The organism is Carboxylicivirga litoralis (genome assembly GCF_025499605.1).
GTDB classification, from domain to species: Bacteria; Bacteroidota; Bacteroidia; order Bacteroidales; family Marinilabiliaceae; genus Carboxylicivirga; species Carboxylicivirga litoralis.
In genome coordinates this window covers 129177-149582 of sequence record NZ_JAFMVC010000003.1, presented here as the reverse complement: position 1 = coordinate 149582, position 20406 = coordinate 129177, and the positions used below count along the sequence as shown (strand labels likewise).

Annotated in this window: 20 protein-coding genes; 10 read left to right on the top strand and 10 right to left on the bottom strand. The window is 38.7% G+C overall.

The features are described 5' to 3' along the window. Position 1: 1 nt before the first annotated feature. The 3 genes from porZ to J1N10_RS04425 form a co-directional block, all read right to left on the bottom strand. On the bottom strand, positions 2-2356 hold the full coding sequence (gene porZ / locus J1N10_RS04435) for a type IX secretion system anionic LPS delivery protein PorZ (protein WP_262325469.1): 2355 nt from the start codon (positions 2354-2356) through the stop codon (positions 2-4). After that, a complete protein-coding gene (locus tag J1N10_RS04430) occupies positions 2349-2930 on the bottom strand; it encodes a non-canonical purine NTP diphosphatase (RefSeq protein ID WP_262325468.1) in 582 nt (193 codons plus the stop codon). The genes porZ and J1N10_RS04430 overlap by 8 nt, the downstream gene beginning before the upstream one ends. Positions 2931-3073: 143 nt before the next feature. Further along, on the bottom strand, positions 3074-3907 hold the full coding sequence (locus tag J1N10_RS04425) for a universal stress protein (protein WP_262325467.1): 834 nt from the start codon (positions 3905-3907) through the stop codon (positions 3074-3076). Positions 3908-4088: 181 nt separating this feature from the next. On the opposite strand from J1N10_RS04425, the gene J1N10_RS04420 reads away from it, so the two are divergent. From J1N10_RS04420 to atpG, 8 genes are all read left to right on the top strand, one after another. Beyond that, a complete protein-coding gene (locus J1N10_RS04420; RefSeq protein WP_262325466.1) occupies positions 4089-5816 on the top strand; it encodes an adenylate/guanylate cyclase domain-containing protein in 1728 nt (575 codons plus the stop codon). 153 nt (positions 5817-5969) lie between these two features. Next, complete coding sequence (locus tag J1N10_RS04415) at positions 5970-6353, top strand: bactofilin family protein (protein WP_262325465.1); 384 nt, start codon at positions 5970-5972, stop codon at positions 6351-6353. Positions 6354-6754: 401 nt separating this feature from the next. Continuing rightward, the gene (atpB, locus tag J1N10_RS04410; protein ID WP_262325464.1) at positions 6755-7828 is read left to right on the top strand and encodes a F0F1 ATP synthase subunit A; all 1074 of its coding nucleotides are present in this window, start codon (positions 6755-6757) and stop codon (positions 7826-7828) included. A 24-nt stretch (positions 7829-7852) separates the two neighbouring features. Next, complete coding sequence (atpE, locus tag J1N10_RS04405) at positions 7853-8062, top strand: ATP synthase F0 subunit C (protein WP_143301005.1); 210 nt, start codon at positions 7853-7855, stop codon at positions 8060-8062. A 12-nt stretch (positions 8063-8074) separates the two neighbouring features. After that, a complete protein-coding gene (atpF, locus tag J1N10_RS04400) occupies positions 8075-8569 on the top strand; it encodes a F0F1 ATP synthase subunit B (protein ID WP_262325463.1) in 495 nt (164 codons plus the stop codon). A gap of 51 nt (positions 8570-8620) precedes the next feature. Next, positions 8621-9157 carry an ATP synthase F1 subunit delta gene (gene atpH, locus J1N10_RS04395; RefSeq protein ID WP_262325462.1) on the top strand — a complete coding sequence of 179 codons (537 nt, stop codon included), beginning with the start codon at positions 8621-8623 and terminating at the stop codon, positions 9155-9157. A gap of 21 nt (positions 9158-9178) precedes the next feature. Next, positions 9179-10762: a F0F1 ATP synthase subunit alpha gene (gene atpA / locus J1N10_RS04390; protein WP_262325461.1), complete on the top strand. Its 1584-nt coding sequence runs from the start codon at positions 9179-9181 to the stop codon at positions 10760-10762. 6 nt (positions 10763-10768) lie between these two features. Beyond that, complete coding sequence (gene atpG / locus J1N10_RS04385; RefSeq protein WP_262325460.1) at positions 10769-11650, top strand: ATP synthase F1 subunit gamma; 882 nt, start codon at positions 10769-10771, stop codon at positions 11648-11650. Between the two features lie 60 nt (positions 11651-11710). Here atpG and J1N10_RS04380 read toward each other — a convergent pair whose 3' ends face one another. From J1N10_RS04380 to dnaG, 6 genes are all read right to left on the bottom strand, one after another. Then, a complete protein-coding gene (locus J1N10_RS04380) occupies positions 11711-12415 on the bottom strand; it encodes an RDD family protein (RefSeq protein WP_262325459.1) in 705 nt (234 codons plus the stop codon). Positions 12416-12419: 4 nt separating this feature from the next. After that, positions 12420-13328 carry a porin family protein gene (locus J1N10_RS04375; protein WP_262325458.1) on the bottom strand — a complete coding sequence of 303 codons (909 nt, stop codon included), beginning with the start codon at positions 13326-13328 and terminating at the stop codon, positions 12420-12422. A 147-nt stretch (positions 13329-13475) separates the two neighbouring features. Beyond that, a complete protein-coding gene (locus tag J1N10_RS04370; protein ID WP_262325457.1) occupies positions 13476-14708 on the bottom strand; it encodes a nucleoside recognition domain-containing protein in 1233 nt (410 codons plus the stop codon). A gap of 117 nt (positions 14709-14825) precedes the next feature. Further along, a complete protein-coding gene (locus J1N10_RS04365) occupies positions 14826-15545 on the bottom strand; it encodes a hypothetical protein (protein WP_262325456.1) in 720 nt (239 codons plus the stop codon). Positions 15546-15623: 78 nt separating this feature from the next. Continuing rightward, a complete protein-coding gene (locus J1N10_RS04360; RefSeq protein ID WP_262325455.1) occupies positions 15624-16148 on the bottom strand; it encodes a pyridoxamine 5'-phosphate oxidase family protein in 525 nt (174 codons plus the stop codon). Between the two features lie 17 nt (positions 16149-16165). After that, positions 16166-18127 carry a DNA primase gene (dnaG, locus tag J1N10_RS04355; RefSeq protein ID WP_262325454.1) on the bottom strand — a complete coding sequence of 654 codons (1962 nt, stop codon included), beginning with the start codon at positions 18125-18127 and terminating at the stop codon, positions 16166-16168. A gap of 207 nt (positions 18128-18334) precedes the next feature. Here dnaG and J1N10_RS04350 point away from each other — a divergent pair, with 207 nt between their 5' ends. Together J1N10_RS04350 and J1N10_RS04345 are read left to right on the top strand one after the other, a co-directional pair. Next, positions 18335-19024, top strand: coding sequence for an SIR2 family NAD-dependent protein deacylase (locus J1N10_RS04350; protein ID WP_262325453.1), 690 nt, complete (start codon positions 18335-18337; stop codon positions 19022-19024). 4 nt (positions 19025-19028) lie between these two features. Then, complete coding sequence (locus J1N10_RS04345) at positions 19029-19694, top strand: porin family protein (RefSeq protein ID WP_262325452.1); 666 nt, start codon at positions 19029-19031, stop codon at positions 19692-19694. On the opposite strand, the gene J1N10_RS04340 is transcribed toward J1N10_RS04345, so the two are convergent. Continuing rightward, positions 19671-20381: a ComF family protein gene (locus tag J1N10_RS04340; RefSeq protein WP_262325451.1), complete on the bottom strand. Its 711-nt coding sequence runs from the start codon at positions 20379-20381 to the stop codon at positions 19671-19673. The genes J1N10_RS04345 and J1N10_RS04340 overlap by 24 nt on opposite strands. Between the last annotated feature and the right edge of the window lie 25 nt (positions 20382-20406).

Below are 20406 nucleotides of genomic sequence, written 5' to 3'. Positions count from 1 at the left end.
CTTATCTAACAATCAATATTTTTGCCACTGCTGACTGAGCAGCGTCTTCTCCACTAGCATAGACAAGATACACACCCGTTTTTACTTTTTCACCTTTAAAATTCGTTCCATCCCAGTAGGCCTTACCTCCTAATGAAGTAGTTTCATGAACCAATTTCCCACTTATGGATGTTATTTTCACAATACTATTCTCCATAAGGCCTGTTATTGTAATTTCTCCAATAAAATCATTTCGAACTGGATTGGGGTAAGCATACACCTTATTAAAAGAACCTTCCCCTTCAATTGCTTTAGCTTTATAGGAGACTATCCCCTTTGCTGTTCCAATAAACACTTCTCCAGTAACAGGCAATATGGCTATACTGGTTATTGAATTGGATGGTAAGGGGCTATTATTGGTGTTGAAAGTATGATAGGTCTTCAATCCATCTTCTGAAACAAGATACAATCCTGAATTTTCGGTTCCAATCCATTTTCTATTGGCTCCATCAACAGCAATGCAGGATACACGTTCATCTTCCAACAGATAATCGGCCAGATTACTCCCATCATTGCGCGGAACTTTAATTCGGCTCGCAACCGGATAGTCTTCAGAAAAAATGGCCCATGGGCGATAGTAAACCAACACACCTTTATCGGTCCCTAGCCATATATAGCCGTTTTTATCCTCAGCCATACTAAGTACAACCTTGGTTATTACATTTCTATTTTCATCCCAGAGTTGTAGTTGACCTTTGTATAGTGGATCATCACTAGAGCTTAATCCACATTTATATTGATCATCTGAATTATCTAATAATGTTCCATTAGTATCGATGACTATAATTCCTTGTCGGTCTTCGAGCCACGACATTGGAGCAGGAATCCAAATTTCATCATTCTTAGTAATTAATATTTGTCCAGTGCTATGAAGATAATTCATCACTTCATAATCTAATTGATTCCAGCTACTTCCGGTTTTTACCACCATACCTTTTTCAGCATATCCATTAGACATCCAGATATTTCCTTCACTATCACTTGCAATACCTCCTACCCTGACATATTTTCTTGAATCAGGGTAGATATCTTCTAATGCACTATTTGTTTCATCGTAATGTTTAATAGATTTGGTTCCTTCAATTTCATATATTCCTCCTCCCCAAGAACACATATAGACAGTATCACTTGTTTGACTCGAACATATCCGTAGCAAATCTCGACTTGTTGATGAACTGGCCTTAGTGCCACTTATATAGTTGCCCCACTCTTTATAATCAAAATAAGAATACTCAATTGTTTTATTCAGGTTATTATATGTCGCAGTTATCCCCCCTGCTGTAGAATAAACCCCAGTACTCGTGGCATGCAAATCAAAGCAATTATTGGAGTATGGACCATTAGCCACATAATTAAGATCCTCAGAGGCATTTCCTACCTTTACCAGCCCAAAGTTTTTATCAGCGATAAATACAGCATCTTCAAAACCGGAATAAATAGCATCCTGAGCAGCTAATTGTTCATCAAAAGAATATTTGTCTATCAATTCATCTCTAACAAAAAGTTCATCAAACAACTCAACTTGTAACTGGTAGGATAGAACCATTTTACCACCAAAAACATCCAGACTTTCAAACCAGTTGATACCTGTTTTTAAATTACTCCACTGTTCCGGTTGGCCATAAAAAACATCATAGGTATTTGTCTTTTTAACCACTGATACCACTTGTCCATTATGTACATTAACCGCAACATGATCGAGTGTAGTATCTGACACCAGCGTCCATGCTTTATCATATACAATTAGAGGATTTGATAATTCAGAACGCAACAATCCTCGTTCAGTTGCAGCATAAATGTATTCTCCAAGAATGACGGTTTCATATATTTTTAGGCTTTCGGCATTGTAACCCAGGAAATAGGTGTCACTTATTTCTTTCTTTTCTATATCGATTACCAATAAAGCATAATCAGTACTACAGTATAGCTTATCTTCTGAACGGTAGAAATGATTAATTTGTTTGGAGCCTTGAATTTGCTTGAGCTTAAAATCAGGTATATTATAAACCCCACCTTCGGACACAACATCAATATTACCGTTAGCATAACCAATAATAAATGCATCATTATTAAAAGATTGCAACGCTGTAATATCAACATCACTCAAACCATTAACTCTGCTAAATGTTGCTATTTCTTTGTTTAGCTTATTAAACAGCATCAAGCCCATTTCGCCCGATGCGGCGACATATGAGTCACTTTCTGCAACATTCATTGCATTTCGATACGAAAAGTGATCGCGCCACCTTGAATCCTGAGCAGATACATTAATAATTAATACAAAACAAAACAGAATAGATAAAGTCGACTTAAGCATACTCCTTTTTTAAAAACTCAATCAATTTAACAACAGCTCTTCCGCGATGGCTAATTTTGTTCTTTTGCGTTAACTCCATCTCAGCAAACGAAACATCAAAACCTTCAGGTTTAAAAATAGGGTCATAACCAAATCCCTCACTTCCTGATTTTTCTTTCAAGATTTCTCCTTCAACACGTCCCTCAAACTGAAACTCTTTGCCATCCATAATTAAAGAAATAACCGTTCTAAATCGAGCTTTGCGATCTTCGACCCCATCAAGCTTTTGAAGTACTTTTTGCATATTAGCCTCAGCATCCTTGTCATCTCCGGCATATCGTGCCGAATAAACACCAGGTTCACCATTCAAAGCATCAACTTCAAGGCCTGTATCGTCGGCAAAACAATTGATTTTATACCTCGAATAAACGTAATCTGATTTCTGCAAGGCATTAGCTTCAAGTGTTGTTCCGGTTTCAGGAATCTCTTCATTACAATTGATATTCTTAAGACTTAAAACTTTTATTTGATTACCGAGCAAAGCCTGAATCTCTTCTAACTTGTGCAAATTGTTTGTTGCAAAAACCAATTTCATGTGTGAATACTTTGATTTTGTTATCTTTTACTTTAACGAGCTATCTACAAAAGTATTTTAATTGTGCGCGTAAAAAACATTGAAAACAAAAAAAGACGATCATTTGATCGTCTTTTAAATATTATGAGTTTAAAAATCATACATTAACTAAAGCCACCGTAACCATACTTCATCAAATCGGTTCGTGGATTAATAACCAGAACAGGCATTTTGGCACTATTGGCAATAATATATTGCTCGTAAGCACCCAATACATAATCGTGGAATGCAATATCCCGTGTGGTCATCACCAAAACAAGATCGGCATCAATCTTCTCTGAGAATTGAATTGTTTCTTGTGAAAATGAAGCATCACCTTCTGAAAGCACTAATTCATAATCTACCCCTTTTTCTTCAAGGTATTTCTTCGAAAACACTACATTGGCCTTTGTTCGACTATCAATAATGCCTTCTTTAGTTGCTGAAGCATAGATATATACCTTAGGCTTCGAAAATTGATACATAAACTGTATCCACTTTAACTTCTCTTTATTCTCGGATTTGTAGTCAATTGGAAAGACAATTTTTTGATAATCCTCACGCTTAGGTGCCGATTGAACAACCAAATAAGGGACTTTGGATCCAACAATTACTTTTAAAGCCCAACTGCCTGTCAGCTTTTGCAAGCCTTTCATACCATGCGTTCCCATCACCACCAACAAACACTCCAACTCTTCAACGACCGAGTTAATGGTCTTGAAAATAGTACCTTCTTTAACCGATGTTGAAGGCAAAACTCCCCACTTCTCTTTAATTGCTGCAGCTTCTTTAGTTATTTGCTCCTCCAGTTCAGCTATTTGTTCTTCTTTTTTTGCTATGTGCAACAGATGAATGTTTGCATCCAGCTCACCACCGACTTTAATAGCGTGCTGAACAGCGTTGTTCGCTACCTCGGTAAAATCGTAAGGAACCAGAATTGTGTTCTTTGATGTGTCCATAAAAAGCTCTCCTGAATGTTCTTTATTAACGGAATAAATATAGTACTTTTGATTCTAAATGCAAGCAAGCATCGATACCTATAAAATTATGCTGAAGGGAGCCATCAACATAACAGAATCACACTTACTACTTTTCAAAAAAAACCTATTATTCGCGATTGTATACGTATGCCTTTCATTTTTGTTCGCAAAAAATGCATCCGCACAAGAAGAATCCGTTAAAATAATAGCCGAAACACCAACAAATGAGCAAGTAAATGTTGAAAATAATTTCATTAAGATAAATGACAAGTCCTTTGCGTTTCATTGGTACAACGATAGCTTACCTTCAAGCGAAACGAGATATCGCTTGGTGCCCCACTCAAACGAATGGAGTAATTGGAGCAGCCGTAATTCAGCGACCTTCTTCAACCTAAAGGAAGGTACTTACCTATTTTTACTAGAATTACAAGATGGAACAATTCAAGAAGTAAGCATACAGATAGTTTTACCTATTTGGACGCACCCATTATTTTATATTGCAGGCATTGTCATCCTTAGTTTTGTTGCTTTTGTTCTCATCGTCATTCTTTTTAAACAGCGCATTAGAAAGATAACCCATAATATTGAAGAGGAATTCAGAAAAGCCTTTAAAATAAAACAAAAGGCAAAAGAAAAAAATATTGGTGTTAATGCACAAACCGTTAAAGCACAAGCCCGAATCCGCTCGCGTAAATACAAAAAGGTAACTGTACTTTTTGCCGACATTCAAGGCTTTACAAAAATTGTTGAGCACATTAACCCGGAGACGCTTATTGATGAGCTGGATCGCTTCTTTTTCTTTTTTGATGGCGTGGTTGAAAAGTACAATATCGAAAAAATTAAAACCATTGGCGATGCCTATATGTGCGCCGGCGGCATCCCTACTATTAACCGAACCAACCCGGTAGAGGTGGTGCTGGCTGGATTGGAAATGCAAAAATTCATGTACGACAGTAAAATGCAACAAGATAGAGAACTGGGTTTTTGGGAATTAAGAATTGGCATTCATACAGGACCGGTTATATCGGGAGAAATTGGTCGCAAAAATGTTTCATTCGATATCTGGGGCGATACAGTTAACATTGCTTCTCGTATGGAGAGTTCTGGCACAGCTGGTATGATAAATATAACCGGCGTCACCTACGAACTAATTAAAGACTTTTTTGACTGTGATTACCGAGGTAAAATGCCTATTAAATACAAAGGTGAAACCGACATGTACTTCGTTAAGCGCATTAAAGCCGACTTAGCAACTGACGAAAATGGCATTTTCCCCAATAAGAAATTTGAAATTAAACTTCAGCACATACGCTTTGGCGACCTGGAAGAATTCATCCTCAATAAACTTGAAACCGAGCTGGAAGATGGCATGTTTTATCATAACAAAGCCCACACACAAGACGTATTAACACAAGTAGAAATCATTGCCAGAGGAGAAAAAGTCAGCTCTGAAGATTTATTGCTTCTGAAAACGGCAGCGCTTCTGCACGACATAGGTTTTATTGTCGAATACCATAATCATGAAGATAACAGTATACGTTTTGCCAAAGAAGTACTTCCAACCTACCAATACCACGATTATCAAATTGACCAGGTGATCGAACTAATAAACGTGACACGCGTTGGCCATCGCCCAAAAAACTATTTGGAGAAAATACTTAAAGACGCCGACCTCGACTATTTAGGAAGAGCTGATTTCATTTCTATTTCAGACAACTTATTTAAAGAGCTAAACCAACACAACGGTACAATGACATTGGATGAATGGAACCGATTACAACATGATTTCATTGCCGACCATACCTATTTTACTTCTACTGCGCGAGGGTTAAGACAAGTTAATAAAGAACGACAATTACAAAAACTCAAAGTATTAGTCAATAACTAACACTCTGCACCTTACACAAACACCATCTTCATTTAGTGAAATAAAATGAAGAGTACATTTACTCATGTATTCTGAAATTTACTTTCCTACTTCTGCCTAAAAACTAATGAACTATTGTATATTTGCTTTATTCTTAAAACTAACAATTCGAAAATGGCTAAAAACTTCGAACCTGAAAATAAGTTACCCAACATGATTGGTCCGGGTACTAAAATCAAAGGGGACATTGAAACCAATGGCGACATTAAAATAGATGGTTCCATTGAAGGTAATATAGTATCAAAAGGTAAAGTTCTTATTGGGCAAAACGGCCAGGTTACTGGCGAAGTAAAATGTACCAATTGTGACATTTACGGTAATTTTGATGGCAAATTAAACGTAACAGAACTTCTATCATTAAAAGCCTCGAGCAAGTTGCATGGCGATGTTAAAACAAGCAAATTATCTATTGAACCAGGTGCCATATTTACAGGAACTTGCAAAATGGATGATAAAGTAACGCCGACAGTTGCAGGCAACACAGATGCCAAAAAGTAATACCGAAATCACAACAATACGTTCATCATTTGCATACATAATTGTTGCTCTTTTCTTAGGAAGTGCTTCATGGATGTGCCGCAAATGGCTACAGATATCATTTGAGAAGGTAAGTTCCGGACTCATTTTTTTAACCGGGCTTTACCTTCTTTTTTATTTTCTATCCGTTGTCATTCAAAAAAGGCACCCGGAAAAAAGCGGCTTTATATCCCTCATTTTAATACTATTAAAGCTCATTTTTATTATTGGATATTTATTTCTTTTTCTAAATCCCACTTCCGGCGAAAACAAAAGAGAAATACTATTGTTTTTAATGAACTATTTCGCACTACTAATCGTAGACTTAGCTATTAAGATTCGTTTGATGAAATAAGAAAAGTAAAACAGCACACAATAACTCGATGCAGAATATTCGACTCATTATTGTATTAATAGGCTTTTGGGCCTTTACTCAAACCACCTTTGCCGCCAACACAGCTGGCCAAAGTTCTGAAAATGAGTTTGACCCAATGGAGATGATTATGCATCACATTGCAGATGCACATGAATGGCACGTTATTTCGTATAAAAGCGATGGAGAAGAAAGGCACATTACATTACCTCTTCCTGTTATTTTAATCGACGATGGCCTACATGTTTTTATGTCATCTGCTTTTCATCATGGCGAAGAAGTAGTACAAAAAGGACAGTCGTATTATAAATTGTATCACGGTAAGATATACAAAACCGATGCAGCAGGAAGTATCAAATACGATGAGCACCACGAAATACTAAACGAAAAACCAATCGACTTATCCATTACACGTAATGTGGCATCTATGTGGTTAAGTATTGTTCTAATCATTTGGTTATTTACCACAGCTGCAAAACGATACAAAGGAGCTCCAGCTGCTCCTAAAGGTGTACAATCATTTGTTGAGCCCCTAATTTTATTTGTACGTGATGACATTGCCTATGCCCAGATTGAAAAGGGTAAAGCAGATAAGTTTTTACCATTTTTGCTAACACTCTTCTTTTTCATCTGGATAAATAACCTGATTGGCTTAATACCATTCTTCCCGGGAGGAAGTAATCTCACCGGTAATATATCGCTGACAATGGTATTAGCATTAATCACCTTTTTGGTCACCAACTTTAGTGGCTCGAAAAGTTATTGGGGTCATATTTTCTGGATGCCAGGTGTACCGGTGCCAATACGAATACTACTATCTGTGATCGAGTTTATTGGTTTATTCACAAAACCATTCGCCCTGATGATTCGTTTATTAGCTAACATCACCGCAGGGCACATCATCATTTTAAGTCTGTTCTCGCTCATTTTTGTGATGAAAAGTGCATATATCAGCTTCGTTTCAGTGCCGATGGCTCTAATGATGTTTATGTTGGAATTACTAGTTGCAGTATTGCAAGCTTATATATTTACACTATTATCTGCCTTATTTATAGGCATGGCAGTGCATAACGAGGAACATTAAAATTAATTTATAAAAGGTAATACAATGGAAGGTTTATCATTAACCACAATCGGATTAGGCTTAATCATTATTGGAGCCGGATATGGTATTGGTCGAATTGCTCAGAGCGCCATGGAAGCAATGGGACGTCAGCCAGAAATTAGTTCTAAAATTCAGACGGCGATGATTATTGCTGCTGCCCTTATTGAAGGTGCTGCCTTATTTGCGATTGTAGTTGCTTTGATGAAAGGATAAAAAGACACAATTATGGGATTGTTAACTCCAGATCCCGGTTTAGTCTTTTGGTCAGCGCTAACATTTGGTCTGCTGGTTTTCATTTTAAAGCGTTACGCCTGGAAACCAATATTGCAAGCCGTTAAATCTCGTGAAGAGACGATTGAATATGCATTAGCAGCAGCCGAAAAAGCCAAAGCTGAGGTAGAAGATTTAAATGCTACCAAGGTTCAGATAATGAACGATGCCAAGGCTGAGCGTGACACACTGATCAAACAAGCTCGGGAATTAAAACAATCAATGTTGGATGATGCCAGAAACAAGGCACAGGAAGAAGCGGACAAGATAATTGCATCGGCCCGACTTCAGATTGAGCGTGAAAAAAATGAGGCCATCCTTCAATTGAAAGAAAAAGTGGCAGAATTCTCTGTTGATATAGCTGGCAAGTTATTGGAAGAAGAATTACAAACAACCGATAAGCAGCAGGCCATCATCGACAAATATCTGCAGGAAGTGAATTTTAATTAGTGATTTTCACAATTAAAAAATCAAGTTGAACAACATTCTGAATAAAAGGGAATGAACAGAAGTTTAATAGCAGACAGGTATGCCAAGGCTCTATTTAAATTGGCCGAAGAGCAAAAAGAGTTGGAGCGCATTTATGAGGACGTAAACCTATTACAGTCCTACTGTAAAGATGCCGAAGGATTCACTGACTTACTCAATAGTCCTGTTATTAAGCCGACTCAAAAAAAGCAAGCCTTTCATTCTGTTTTAGATAAGAAAGTAGCGCAAAGCACTTTAAATCTGTTGGATTTACTGATAGCCAACAACCGCGAAGTTCTGCTTGAAGATATCAACAGGCGATTTATCTGGCTGTACAAAAATGAGAAAGGTATTAAAGAAGTAACTGTATTTACAGCTATTGAGTTTGATAACAAACAACAAGCAACACTCAATCAGTTTTTAAAAGACCAGTTTAAATCACCAATTGAGTTGACCATTAAGGTAAAACCCGAATTATTGGGTGGATTCATCTTAAAAGTTGATGGTAAAATGGCCGATGCCAGTATGAGCTCAAAGTTGAAACAAATTAAAAAGCAATTGCTTAGTTAAACGTACTAAATTAATAAGCGGATGGATACGATAAAACCGGCTGAAGTATCGGATTTGTTAAAAAAACAGATCGCAGGCTTCCAAACGTCGACCGACCTCGAAGAAGTAGGAACTGTTTTGCAGGTGGGTGATGGTATTGCCCGTGTTTTTGGCCTCACCAATGTTATGGCTAACGAATTGGTTGAGTTGGAATCATGCATGGGCGTGGTGCTTAACCTTGAACAGGATAATGTTGGGGTAGTGCTTTTTGGCTCTTCTCAGGCCGTGAAGGAAGGCGATTTAGTTAAACGTACCGGGCGAATTGCTTCTATTAATGTAGGCAAAGGCATGGTTGGACGTGTTATTAATGCCCTGGGTGCCCCCATCGATGGCAAAGGTCCCATTCAAGGCCAAACATATGAAATGCCTTTGGAGCGTAAAGCTCCACAGGTAATTTACCGTCAACCCGTAAAAGAACCTTTACAAACCGGTTTATTAGCTGTTGATGCCATGACACCAATTGGTCGTGGACAGCGGGAGCTGATTATTGGTGACCGACAAACGGGTAAAACTGCCATTGCCATAGATACCATCATTAACCAGCGTTCGTTCTATGACGATGGAGAACCGGTTTACTGTATTTATGTAGCTGTTGGACAAAAAGGAAGTACAGTTGCACAAATTGTAAATACACTTGAAAAGCACGGTGCTATGGAGTACACAATCGTAGTATCTGCTCCTGCAGCCGACCCGTCAGCTATGCAGTTTTATGCTCCATTCTCAGGGACAGCCATCGGCGAATATTTCCGCGACACAGGTCGCTCTGCCTTAATTATCTATGATGATTTATCAAAGCAAGCCGTTTCTTATCGTGAAGTAAGTTTGCTACTGCGTCGACCGCCAGGCCGTGAAGCCTATCCCGGAGATGTTTTTTACTTACACAGCCGTTTATTGGAGCGCGCTGCCAAAATCATTGAGTCGGATGAGATTGCTGCCCGAATGAACGATTTACCTGAATCAATTCGCCCACTGGTTAAAGGAGGTGGTTCATTAACAGCCTTGCCTATTATTGAAACACAGGCTGGTGATGTATCGGCCTATATACCTACTAACGTGATTTCGATTACTGATGGTCAGATCTTTTTGGAGAGTGATTTATTTAACTCCGGCGTTCGCCCCGCTATTAACGTGGGTATCTCCGTATCGCGAGTAGGAGGTAGCGCACAGATTAAACCAATGAAGAAGGTAGCCGGTACTTTAAAACTCGACCAGGCTCAGTACCGAGAACTGGAAGCATTCGCCAAATTTGGTTCCGACCTTGACCCGGCAACAATGCTGGTGTTGGATAAAGGGCGTAAAAACGTAGAGCTTCTTAAACAACCACAATATCAGCCTGTAAAAGTAGAAGAACAGGTAGCACTTATTTATTGCGGAACAAAAGGCTTATTAAAAGATGTTCCAGCCGATAAAGTGAAAGAGTGGCAAAAAGAATTTGTTGAAAGCCTGGAAATGGGGCATCCGGAATTGTTGCAAGAAATAAAAAAAGGCAGCTATCACGATGAAATTACAGCTAAGTTAGATGCCATTGCCAATGATGTTGCTCACAAATATTTAATTGAAGAGTAAGCGCTTATGCCAAGCTTGAAGGACATACGTATACGCATTAATTCGGTAAAAACCACCAGACAGGTGACGAGTGCTATGAAAATGGTGTCGGCGGCTAAGTTTAAAAAAGCGCAGGACGATATTTCATACATTCGCCCTTACGTTGGTCGTTTAGCAGGTATTATATACCGATTATCCGGCTCACTGGAAGAGGACTTTGAATTGGAGTGGTCAGAAGAACGGGTAGACAATAAGATATTGTTAGTGCCGGTTTCATCAAATCGCGGTCTGTGTGGTGCTTTTAATGCGAATGTGATAAAAGAGGTTGAGCGACTTTGTAAAGTAGACTTTAAACTTCAAAATGCTCTGGATAATGTAGATATACTGACGATTGGCAAACAGGCACAAAAGATACTGAAGGCACATGGATACAATGTTATAAATGACCATAACGAGCTATATTCTGATGTCAATTTTGAGAACGTTAGCCATATTGCTCAGGAATTAATGGAAGCATTTAGCATCAGAAAATACGATAAAATCGTGTTGGTATATAACGAATATAAAAATGCAGCAGTTCAAATTTTAAGAACTGAACAGTTTTTACCAATGGAACTGCCAGAGTGTGATGGAAAAGTGGATTGCAATCATGATTACATCATTGAACCTGATGTACCAACGTTTATTAAAAAGGTAATACCAGATGCCTTAAAAACCATGTTTTATCGTGTTATCCTGGAATCATTAGCCTCAGAGCATGGTGCCCGCATGACATCAATGCATAAGGCTACCGATAATGCCACCGAAATGCTTAGCGAGCTTCAGTTGCAATACAACAAAGCTCGACAAGGTGCTATTACCACCGAAATATTGGAGATTGTTGGTGGTGCTGAAGCCTTACAAAAATAGAGTTGAACATAGAGTATTGAGATATGAGAAAGCCACCGGAAGGTGGCTTTTGTCTTTATATCAATTACGCGAATGAACTTTCAGAACAACCGTACCAGCAATATAATCATGCAGAGCCCGACGCTTTGTATCAAAAAGCATAGTTACAATCTCCATAATTGACCATACGATTGAAACAGATAAAACTAAAAACGTTAGGTATAAAACAAAGTTTGTATCATCCAGTAAACCAAATAATGAAACAATCTGTAGTAAACCAATTAATCCTAAAGGGACAATTTCCCGATACAGTGCTTGTTTGTATGAAACAGCCTTTTCTTCTGACTTATCAAAAACTTTAACGTTAGCAGCCATCTTACCAATTGTTTGCCCACAGCAACCATGCATAACAATTGAATATGCATAGGGAATTATCAATTCAACAATTCCAATAAATGCTATTAAAAGTACAGAATCCAGAACATAGAAAAGCTTTAAAAACCATCCTATTACACTTATAATAATTCCATCAAGAACTAAAGCACCAAATCTGGATAAGCCGGTGTCATAGCGCTCCCGGTAGTTAATCTCACTTCTTTTAAGGGTTATTTTCTCTTCCAAGCTATGCTTTAAATTTGAAAATTCACTCTCCTTATGCCCTCTTTCAACCAGTATTTTTACCGCACACAATTTAGCATCGTCAGTATGCCCATTGCTGTGAACAACCTGTTTAAGTTCTTCATCTGACTTTTTGTTATAGATATTATAAAAGAAATTTGTCTCCATGTTTTTACAATTTAAAACCGATTCCGACGGTCAATCCTCCACTAATATTTTTAGCTTTTGAGTTTAATCCATAATAATTAGCCGAACTAATTGATGAGCTATAACCTGTAGTAAGTGGCATTGCTACTTCTGAATAATCATTGTTGTTTTCACCATCAATATTCCTGAGCCCAATGCCGAATGATAAATCAGCATTAATATACAATTTATCAGAAATAGGATAGTTGATGCCTGCACCAACAAAGACACCATAATCAAACTGACTAGTCAGCTCCTTATCGAAGTCATCGTCGTTTAACTCAATACCATAATATGAATTCTGCGCCTCAACATTTGTTAATTCAACACTTTCATTGAGCATGCTACTTACATAGGCACCTTCCATACTAATATCTACTGTAGATTGAAGTAAGTAAGCCAAATAACACCCTCCCTGAATATAGAAAGTACTGCTGGGATTTAGGTACTTTCGAAGTCCGATGGGCATCGTGATATAATGATTTGCAATATCAAAGGTATAATCCTCCTTTTTCACCCACATGGGCTCTGTTTCCAACTGCTTTTCTTCAAACATATAATCAATTGCAATTCCTTTGCCTTCATAATTAAGCGTTGCAAGCAATGATAAATCGGACTTCAAAGCATATTCGAAACTAAGTCCTCCAACAAAGCTGTATTTAATATCCTTCCAGAAACATGTTTGATAATTAAGCCCCGGTTCATTTGAATACACCAAATGGTAACTATCATCAAGGTTAATGATTTTATGAGGCGCTTCAGCATTAATAAGGTTGCTGGCACCTACACCAACATGAATATTTAAGATTTGAAGCCTTTTATTTTCATCCTGAGCGAAAAATGTACTTGCATGTAGAATGAATGCGAGTATTGCAAAAAGTTTGTAGATGTTCATATGAGGATTAGATTAACTTAAACACTAAACTATACAATTAAACCAAGCTTTCAAATCAACCTTGATTCAACAATTGCTTATAACACAAATACCATATACTCCAAAAGCATCAGTAATAGAATAGTAGTTCCAGGAATAGTTACATAACTACCCAAAGAAAAGGTAAGCCAACAAAATAGAAGCAATGATACCGGCAAAATCAGCAATTAAACCACACGACAAGGCATGACGCGTTTTTTTAATACCGACCGATCCAAAATAAACCGCCAGTACATAGAAAGTGGTATCAGTTGAACCCTGAATGGTACTGGCCATTCGACCGGCAAACGAGTCTACACCATGGGTATGAATCGCCTCTACCATCATACCACGCGCCGCACCACCGCTTAAAGGTTTCATAAAGGCAGTAGGTAGAGCATCGACAAAGCGTGTATCAACACCAATAAAAACACAAAAAGCCCTGACTCCTTCAAGGAGAAAATCCATGGTGCCGGAAGCTCTAAAAACACCCACAGCAACCAAAATGGCCACTAGAAATGGAATAATCTTTATAGCGATATTAAATCCTTCTTTGGCCCCATCAATAAAAGCATCGTATACGTTTACTTTTTTACGGATGGCCATAAGAATAAAAGTGATAATAACTGAAAATAATAAGAGGTTAGCACCTAGTAAAGAGACTGTATTTACTTCATCTTTGGATAGACTTGTTAGGTAGTAGATAAAGCCTCCGATAAGCACACTAAAACCTCCCAGATAAGCCAATATCACTTTGTCGAACAAGTTGATACGCTGAACAACGGAAACCGCAATAATACCAACAATCGTACTAAAGAACGTGGCCAATAAGATGGGTAGAAAAATATCGGATGGATTAGACGCTAATTCCGATGCACGAATAGCCATCACACTAATCGGTATAATAGTCAGCCCACTGGTATTGAGTACCAAAAACATGATTTGAGCATTAGAGGCCGTATCGTTGCTTTTATTGGTGGATTGCAACTCTTGCATGGCTTTCAATCCAACCGGCGTAGCTGCATTATCGAGCCCCAGCATATTCGCCGCGATATTCATCATCATACTACCATAAGCCGGATGATTTTTGGGCAACTCAGGAAACAGACGACTGAAAAACGGCCCTATCAGACGCGACATAACCGCTATCATTCCACCTTTTTCGCCAATGCGCATCAGTCCCATCCAAAGTGTTAATGCTCCAGTCAACCCTAATGAAATGTTGAAACCTGTTTTGGCACTATCAAAGGTGGCATTCATCATCTCAGGAAACACATCAACATCGCCAAAAAAAATGAGGCGTACCAAACCAACCATAAAGGCAATAAGAAAAAATGCAATCCAGAGATAATTAAGGGCCATAGTTTATAAGATATGAGTAGTGAGTCCGCGATAACTATCGCGGGAGTATAGAGACGAATTCTTTAATGTATCAACCAATTTTATTGAAATAGCACGACGCATCACAAATAACAAGTTTTAGTTTGAAGACTTAAAAAAGGTCTTTGACCTTGTTTCAAAAGATACTGCACTTATTTTTAGGTTATCAATCTTCAATGCGCTATTAGTAGAACCAAATCCAATATGTCCCGCATCAAAAGTATCATCGGCACATTGCAACACCAACTCATCGTTAAAATATACTTTCACCATTTTATCAGCAGATGTGCGCTCCATACGAATGCGCTGCCACTCTTTCATTTTCCAGATAACGCCTTTCTCATTCACAGAACCAACCCGCTTTGGTTTGTCGCCATCAACCATAAATACATTATGGCTCTTCTTGTCAGCCTTGCTGGCAACCTGAGCATAACAATAATGTTCGGTGTCTTTAATGCCAAAGAAAATACAGAAATCGAGCAGACTAAAGTCTTTACCATTCTGTACCACATCCATCTCGATCACAAAATCGCTTAGCTCAAAATCATTTAGAACCGCCACAACAGTCGGCCCCTCGTGCATACTATTATAGTCGCCGGCACCTAAACACTTTAATGATTTACCTGTTTTACCATTTTTACTTATTAGCCATTTAGAGGCATCGGAAAAACTAAAGTCATTGGTCGATTTTTCTTTACTAAATCCCTGATTATAGATGACTTTATAATCTTTGAATGTATTCGTTTGAGCGCTGGTAATTGTTGATAATACTAACCCAATAAGAAGAAGATAGTGTGAGAGTTGCATTCTGTTATTCATTAAAATGTAGTAATCAGTTACTAATATACAATAGTTCGCTATTTTTCCGGCAAAGGCAAAGTTTATTTCTATTCGAGCCTACTTTTTACCTGGATGCTTTTTGAGTTCTTCCATATTGCGTTTTAGCTTGTATTCATCGTGCGGAGCACCAAACTCCTTGCAAGACACTTCATCGATGGGCACTTTCCATATCTTCACGTTGCGCACCGCCGGATCACTGTATTTAAACGCCTTCTCGCTATAGGTTTTCATCAGAATATCCAATGCCTCACGCTTCTCATCCATATCTTCAATCCATTGTACTTTCCCCATCGCTACCACACTTTTGGATGTCATGCGGTAACTGCACGCTACTTCCGGATGTTGAAAAACCAATTCGTTATCAATGGAAAAAGTGATACAGATGTTAGGGTTATTATTAACAATGTCAATCAAACGCCCTTCAGGTGCCGAATGCAAGTAAATCACATTGTCTTTATAGCCATAATTCATTGGCAATACATATGGTTTATTGTCAGGATCAACCACGCCAACAAAACAAATATTGGCTTTTAAAATAATGGCTTCAATAACTTCTTTATCAGTGTGATTAAGTGTTTGCATAGCTTATCTATAGAATTTTATACAATTGTTCGTCCGCCTAGTTCTTTCGAAATATGCGCCAATACCTGCTGCCAGGTGGTTAGTTCCTGCATCAGCTCCATCAAACCATCCATATTACCCGATGCTTCCATTTGCTGCAATTGCTGACGCTTTTCTTTGATGACCAGTTTCACCTTTTTCCACTTCAGTTCCATCACAATCTTGGGCACCAGTTCAGGTAGTTTCTCTTCGGCGTGAGTTACGACCCCGAACTTACTGTGAATCCTGCTCAAATCGTGCTCTTTACCAATTAAGTCTGATGCCAGCTTACTCAACTCCGGATCAGAATTATTAACAAAGAACTTTAGCGCTGTTATATCTGAAGTTCCGATTGCTGCATCATAGGCCTCCATCATTTTGTTATACGATGGATTGGCGCTTAACAAATCATCCTGCTTCAACTCATGAAGTATGTATTGCCCAACCGACACTTTCTGTTCTTCATCAGGATTAACAGGTCGTTCACCAAACTTAACCAAAAAACGCAGTATTTCGCGCTCTTCCAGCTCTAGAGGATTAACTGCTACATTGGGCGTTTGCTGTGAAGTTGGTGCCGATGATGGCTGATTAAATATTTCAGGTGGTGGCTCGTTCGAAGGTCTGGGCGCATTTCGCCTAAACTCTTCCTCCAGTTTCTTCTTTTGCAGTTTACCAGTCTCCTGCATTAACACCCGCTCATCAACCTTCAAAAGCGTACTACATTCTTTTACATACACCGATTGTGTAATACGATCGGGGATGATGGAAATACTGCGCACAATATCCTGAATAAGTTGTGCTTTCTTTATCGGATCATTCTGCGCATCGGCTAACAACAGCGAGGTTTTAAACTTGATAAAATCCTGCTGATGCTCTTCAATATATTGAGTTAGCTGTTCTTCGTTACGTTCTTTGGCAAAAGTATCCGGATCTTCACCATCGGGCAGAAGCAGAATCTTCACATTCATACCTTCGGCCAGCACCAGGTCAATACCCCGTAAAGAGGCTTTTAATCCGGCCGGATCGCCATCATAAATAATGGTGATGTTCTTGGTAAAACGGGCAATTAACCGAATCTGATCCGATGTTAAAGCCGTACCCGATGAGGCCACCACATTATTAATACCAGCCTGATGAAACGACAAGACGTCGGTATAACCTTCCACCAGGTAACAACGGTCTTGACGAGTAATCTCTTGCTTGGCATGGTAGATACCGTATAAAACACGGCTCTTATGGTAGATGTCCGATTCAGGCGAGTTCAGATATTTGGCTGTCTTCTTATCGTTTTTAAGTATTCGTCCACCAAAGGCGATGACCTTTCCCGCCAAACTATGAATGGGGAACATGACACGTCCACGAAAACGGTCAGCCTGGTAATTATCGCGCACTATGGTTAAACCCGTTTTTTCGAGATACTCCAGTTTATAGCCTTGCTTCAGTGCTTCTTTAGTGAAAGCATCGCGCTGCTCAGGCGAATATCCCAGCTGGAACTTCTCAATGATATCGTCGCGAAAACCACGGCTTCGGAAATAGGATAATCCAACTGACTTGCCTTCATCGGTTTCTGTTAGGTTCTTCCCAAAAAAATGACCGGCAAACTCGCTGAGCACCATCATACTCTCGCGCTCATTCTTTTGCTTCAGCTGTTCTGGCGAATACTCCTCTTCTTCAATGTGGATATTAAATTTCTTACCCAGATATTTAATGGCATCAACAAACGACAACTGGTCGTGTTTCATCACAAAATTGAGCGCGTTACCTCCCTCACCACAACCAAAACATTTGAATATCCCCTTATGAGGTGAAACGGTAAATGAAGGTGTCTTCTCATTATGAAACGGACAATTCCCGAGGTAATTAATCCCTCTTCGGCGCAAGGTTACATAATCGGATACCACCTCAACTATCTGACTATTGGCTGTCTCCAACACTTTATCTACTGTAACCTGGTCTATCATTTAAAGGAATTCTATTAAATTTTTCGCGGTCTACAAAGATAGAAAAATAAGCGATTTTGTGATGTTTGATTGAAGATGTTCGATGAATGACAGTTAAAATTCTCACTTGTAATTTCCAAGCACCGAACACTACCTACAGAGCCTTTTTTTGTATTTGAATAGTCAACGATTTGATTTACTTTTATCTATTGAATAAACGATTGATTCATGAGCAAAAAGAAGTTGGTTGTACTAACTGGTGCTGGCATTAGCGCCGAGAGTGGCATTAAAACATTTAGAGATAATAATGGTTTGTGGGAAAACCATGATGTAACAGAGGTTGCCAGTCCTGAAGGTTGGGCTCGCAATCCTCATCTTGTTCTTGACTTTTACAATCAGCGACGCAAACAGCTCTACGAATGCCAACCCAATGCCGGACATTTTGGTCTGGCGGAGTTGGAAAAGCATTTCGACGTCAGTATTATCACTCAAAATATCGATGACTTACATGAGCAGGCAGGTAGTTCTGATGTGCTTCACTTACATGGTGAACTTAAAAAGGTAAGGAGCACCAAAGATGAATCATTAGTGTACGACCTTGAAGGCTGGGAATTAAATTGGGGCGACACCTGTGAAAAAGGGTCACAATTACGACCTCATATTGTTTGGTTTGGCGAAGCCGTTCCTGCTATTGAAACAGCCATCGAAATATCTGCCCAAGCTGATATTTTTGTAGTTGTTGGCACCTCGTTAAATGTGTACCCGGCAGCAGGCCTGCTCAACTATGTGCCTTCCAGGACACCTATTTACATAATCGACCCACATCATCCTGCTTTTACACCTTCAAAAAATATCACTTTTATTCAGGAAAAAGGCACAGAAGGAATACCTCAATTAATTAAACTACTAACAAACTAAACTCATGCTTAAATACATCCTAACCCTATTATTCATACTTCCTGTTCTATCATCAACCGCCCAGGAATTCAGAGCAGGTCCACTACTTGGCATGTCTTTTTCACAGGTTGATGGTGACAGCTTTGTAGGTTATAACAAGGTTGGTTTGAACCTGGGTGCATTCGTTAGCCGCCAAATATCTGAACAATGGGACATTCAATTAGACATTGCCTATATCCAAAAGGGAAGCCATGAACCACAAGATGCTGAGAAACGTATATTCGAATACAAAATAGCCCTGTCGTATATACAGTTTCCATTGGTTGCCCGTTACCGTTATAAGCAATTTTCCGGGGAAGCTGGCATTTCAGTTGGTGCTTTATTAAATAGTGAAGAAGAATATGACGGCATACCTGTTGATGAGGATGATAATTTTAACCCGATTCCATTTCAGAATGTAGAGTGGGCGACCGTATTTGGCCTAAACTATCATATTACCGATCGCTTATGGATAAATGCTCGCTGGCTTTATTCTATCAATCGCATTCGCATTCCATACGATGGCGATATCGACATCTACAACCCTCGTCCACACTGGATAAGTCGAAAACCAGGCCAATACAATAATAACTTTGTTGTAACAGCTTATTATTCATTCAATAAACTACTACAAGGCAGCACAAGCAATTGATGCTACACTTACTTTTAATCCTTCAATTGTTGTTAATTGATTAATACAAGCTTCCATTGTAGAACCAGTTGTTATCACATCATCTATTAAAAGAATATGTTTGTTTTTTAGTCGTTCCATATCTGTCATCTTGAAAATTTCCTCCACATTCTGCCAACGTTCAAATCGTCCCTTACGTGTCTGTGATGAGGTATGAATGTTACGGATTACTGAATCAACATCGAGGGGAACTTTCAATATTTCGGATATGCCTTTTGCAATGACTTCGGCCTGGTTATATCCTCGCTTAGCTAGTTTTTTAGGATGCAGGGGAATAGGCACTATAAAGTCAAATTCACATACATCCGACTTTTTAATACTCACTCCTAATTGACGACCAAGCTCTTCTCCCAATAATTGATTGCCTCGATATTTAATTTCATGCAACAAATATTGAACACGTTCTCCTTTACGATAAAAGAACAATACGAAGGCTAATTCGATTTTACAGCGTCCCCACATCATAATGGAAATTTGATTATCGTGTGGTCTGTTTTCAAAATGTGTACGAGGCAATCGACGAATACACATCTGGCAAATCTCCACTTCATTTTTAAATAAATGGGTTCCGCATGATATACAAATGGGAGGAAAAAATAATTCGCCGGTAGCTGATATTACTTCTGTTAACTTTTTGGTAAGACTCATATTGTCAGGTTTATATACAATATAT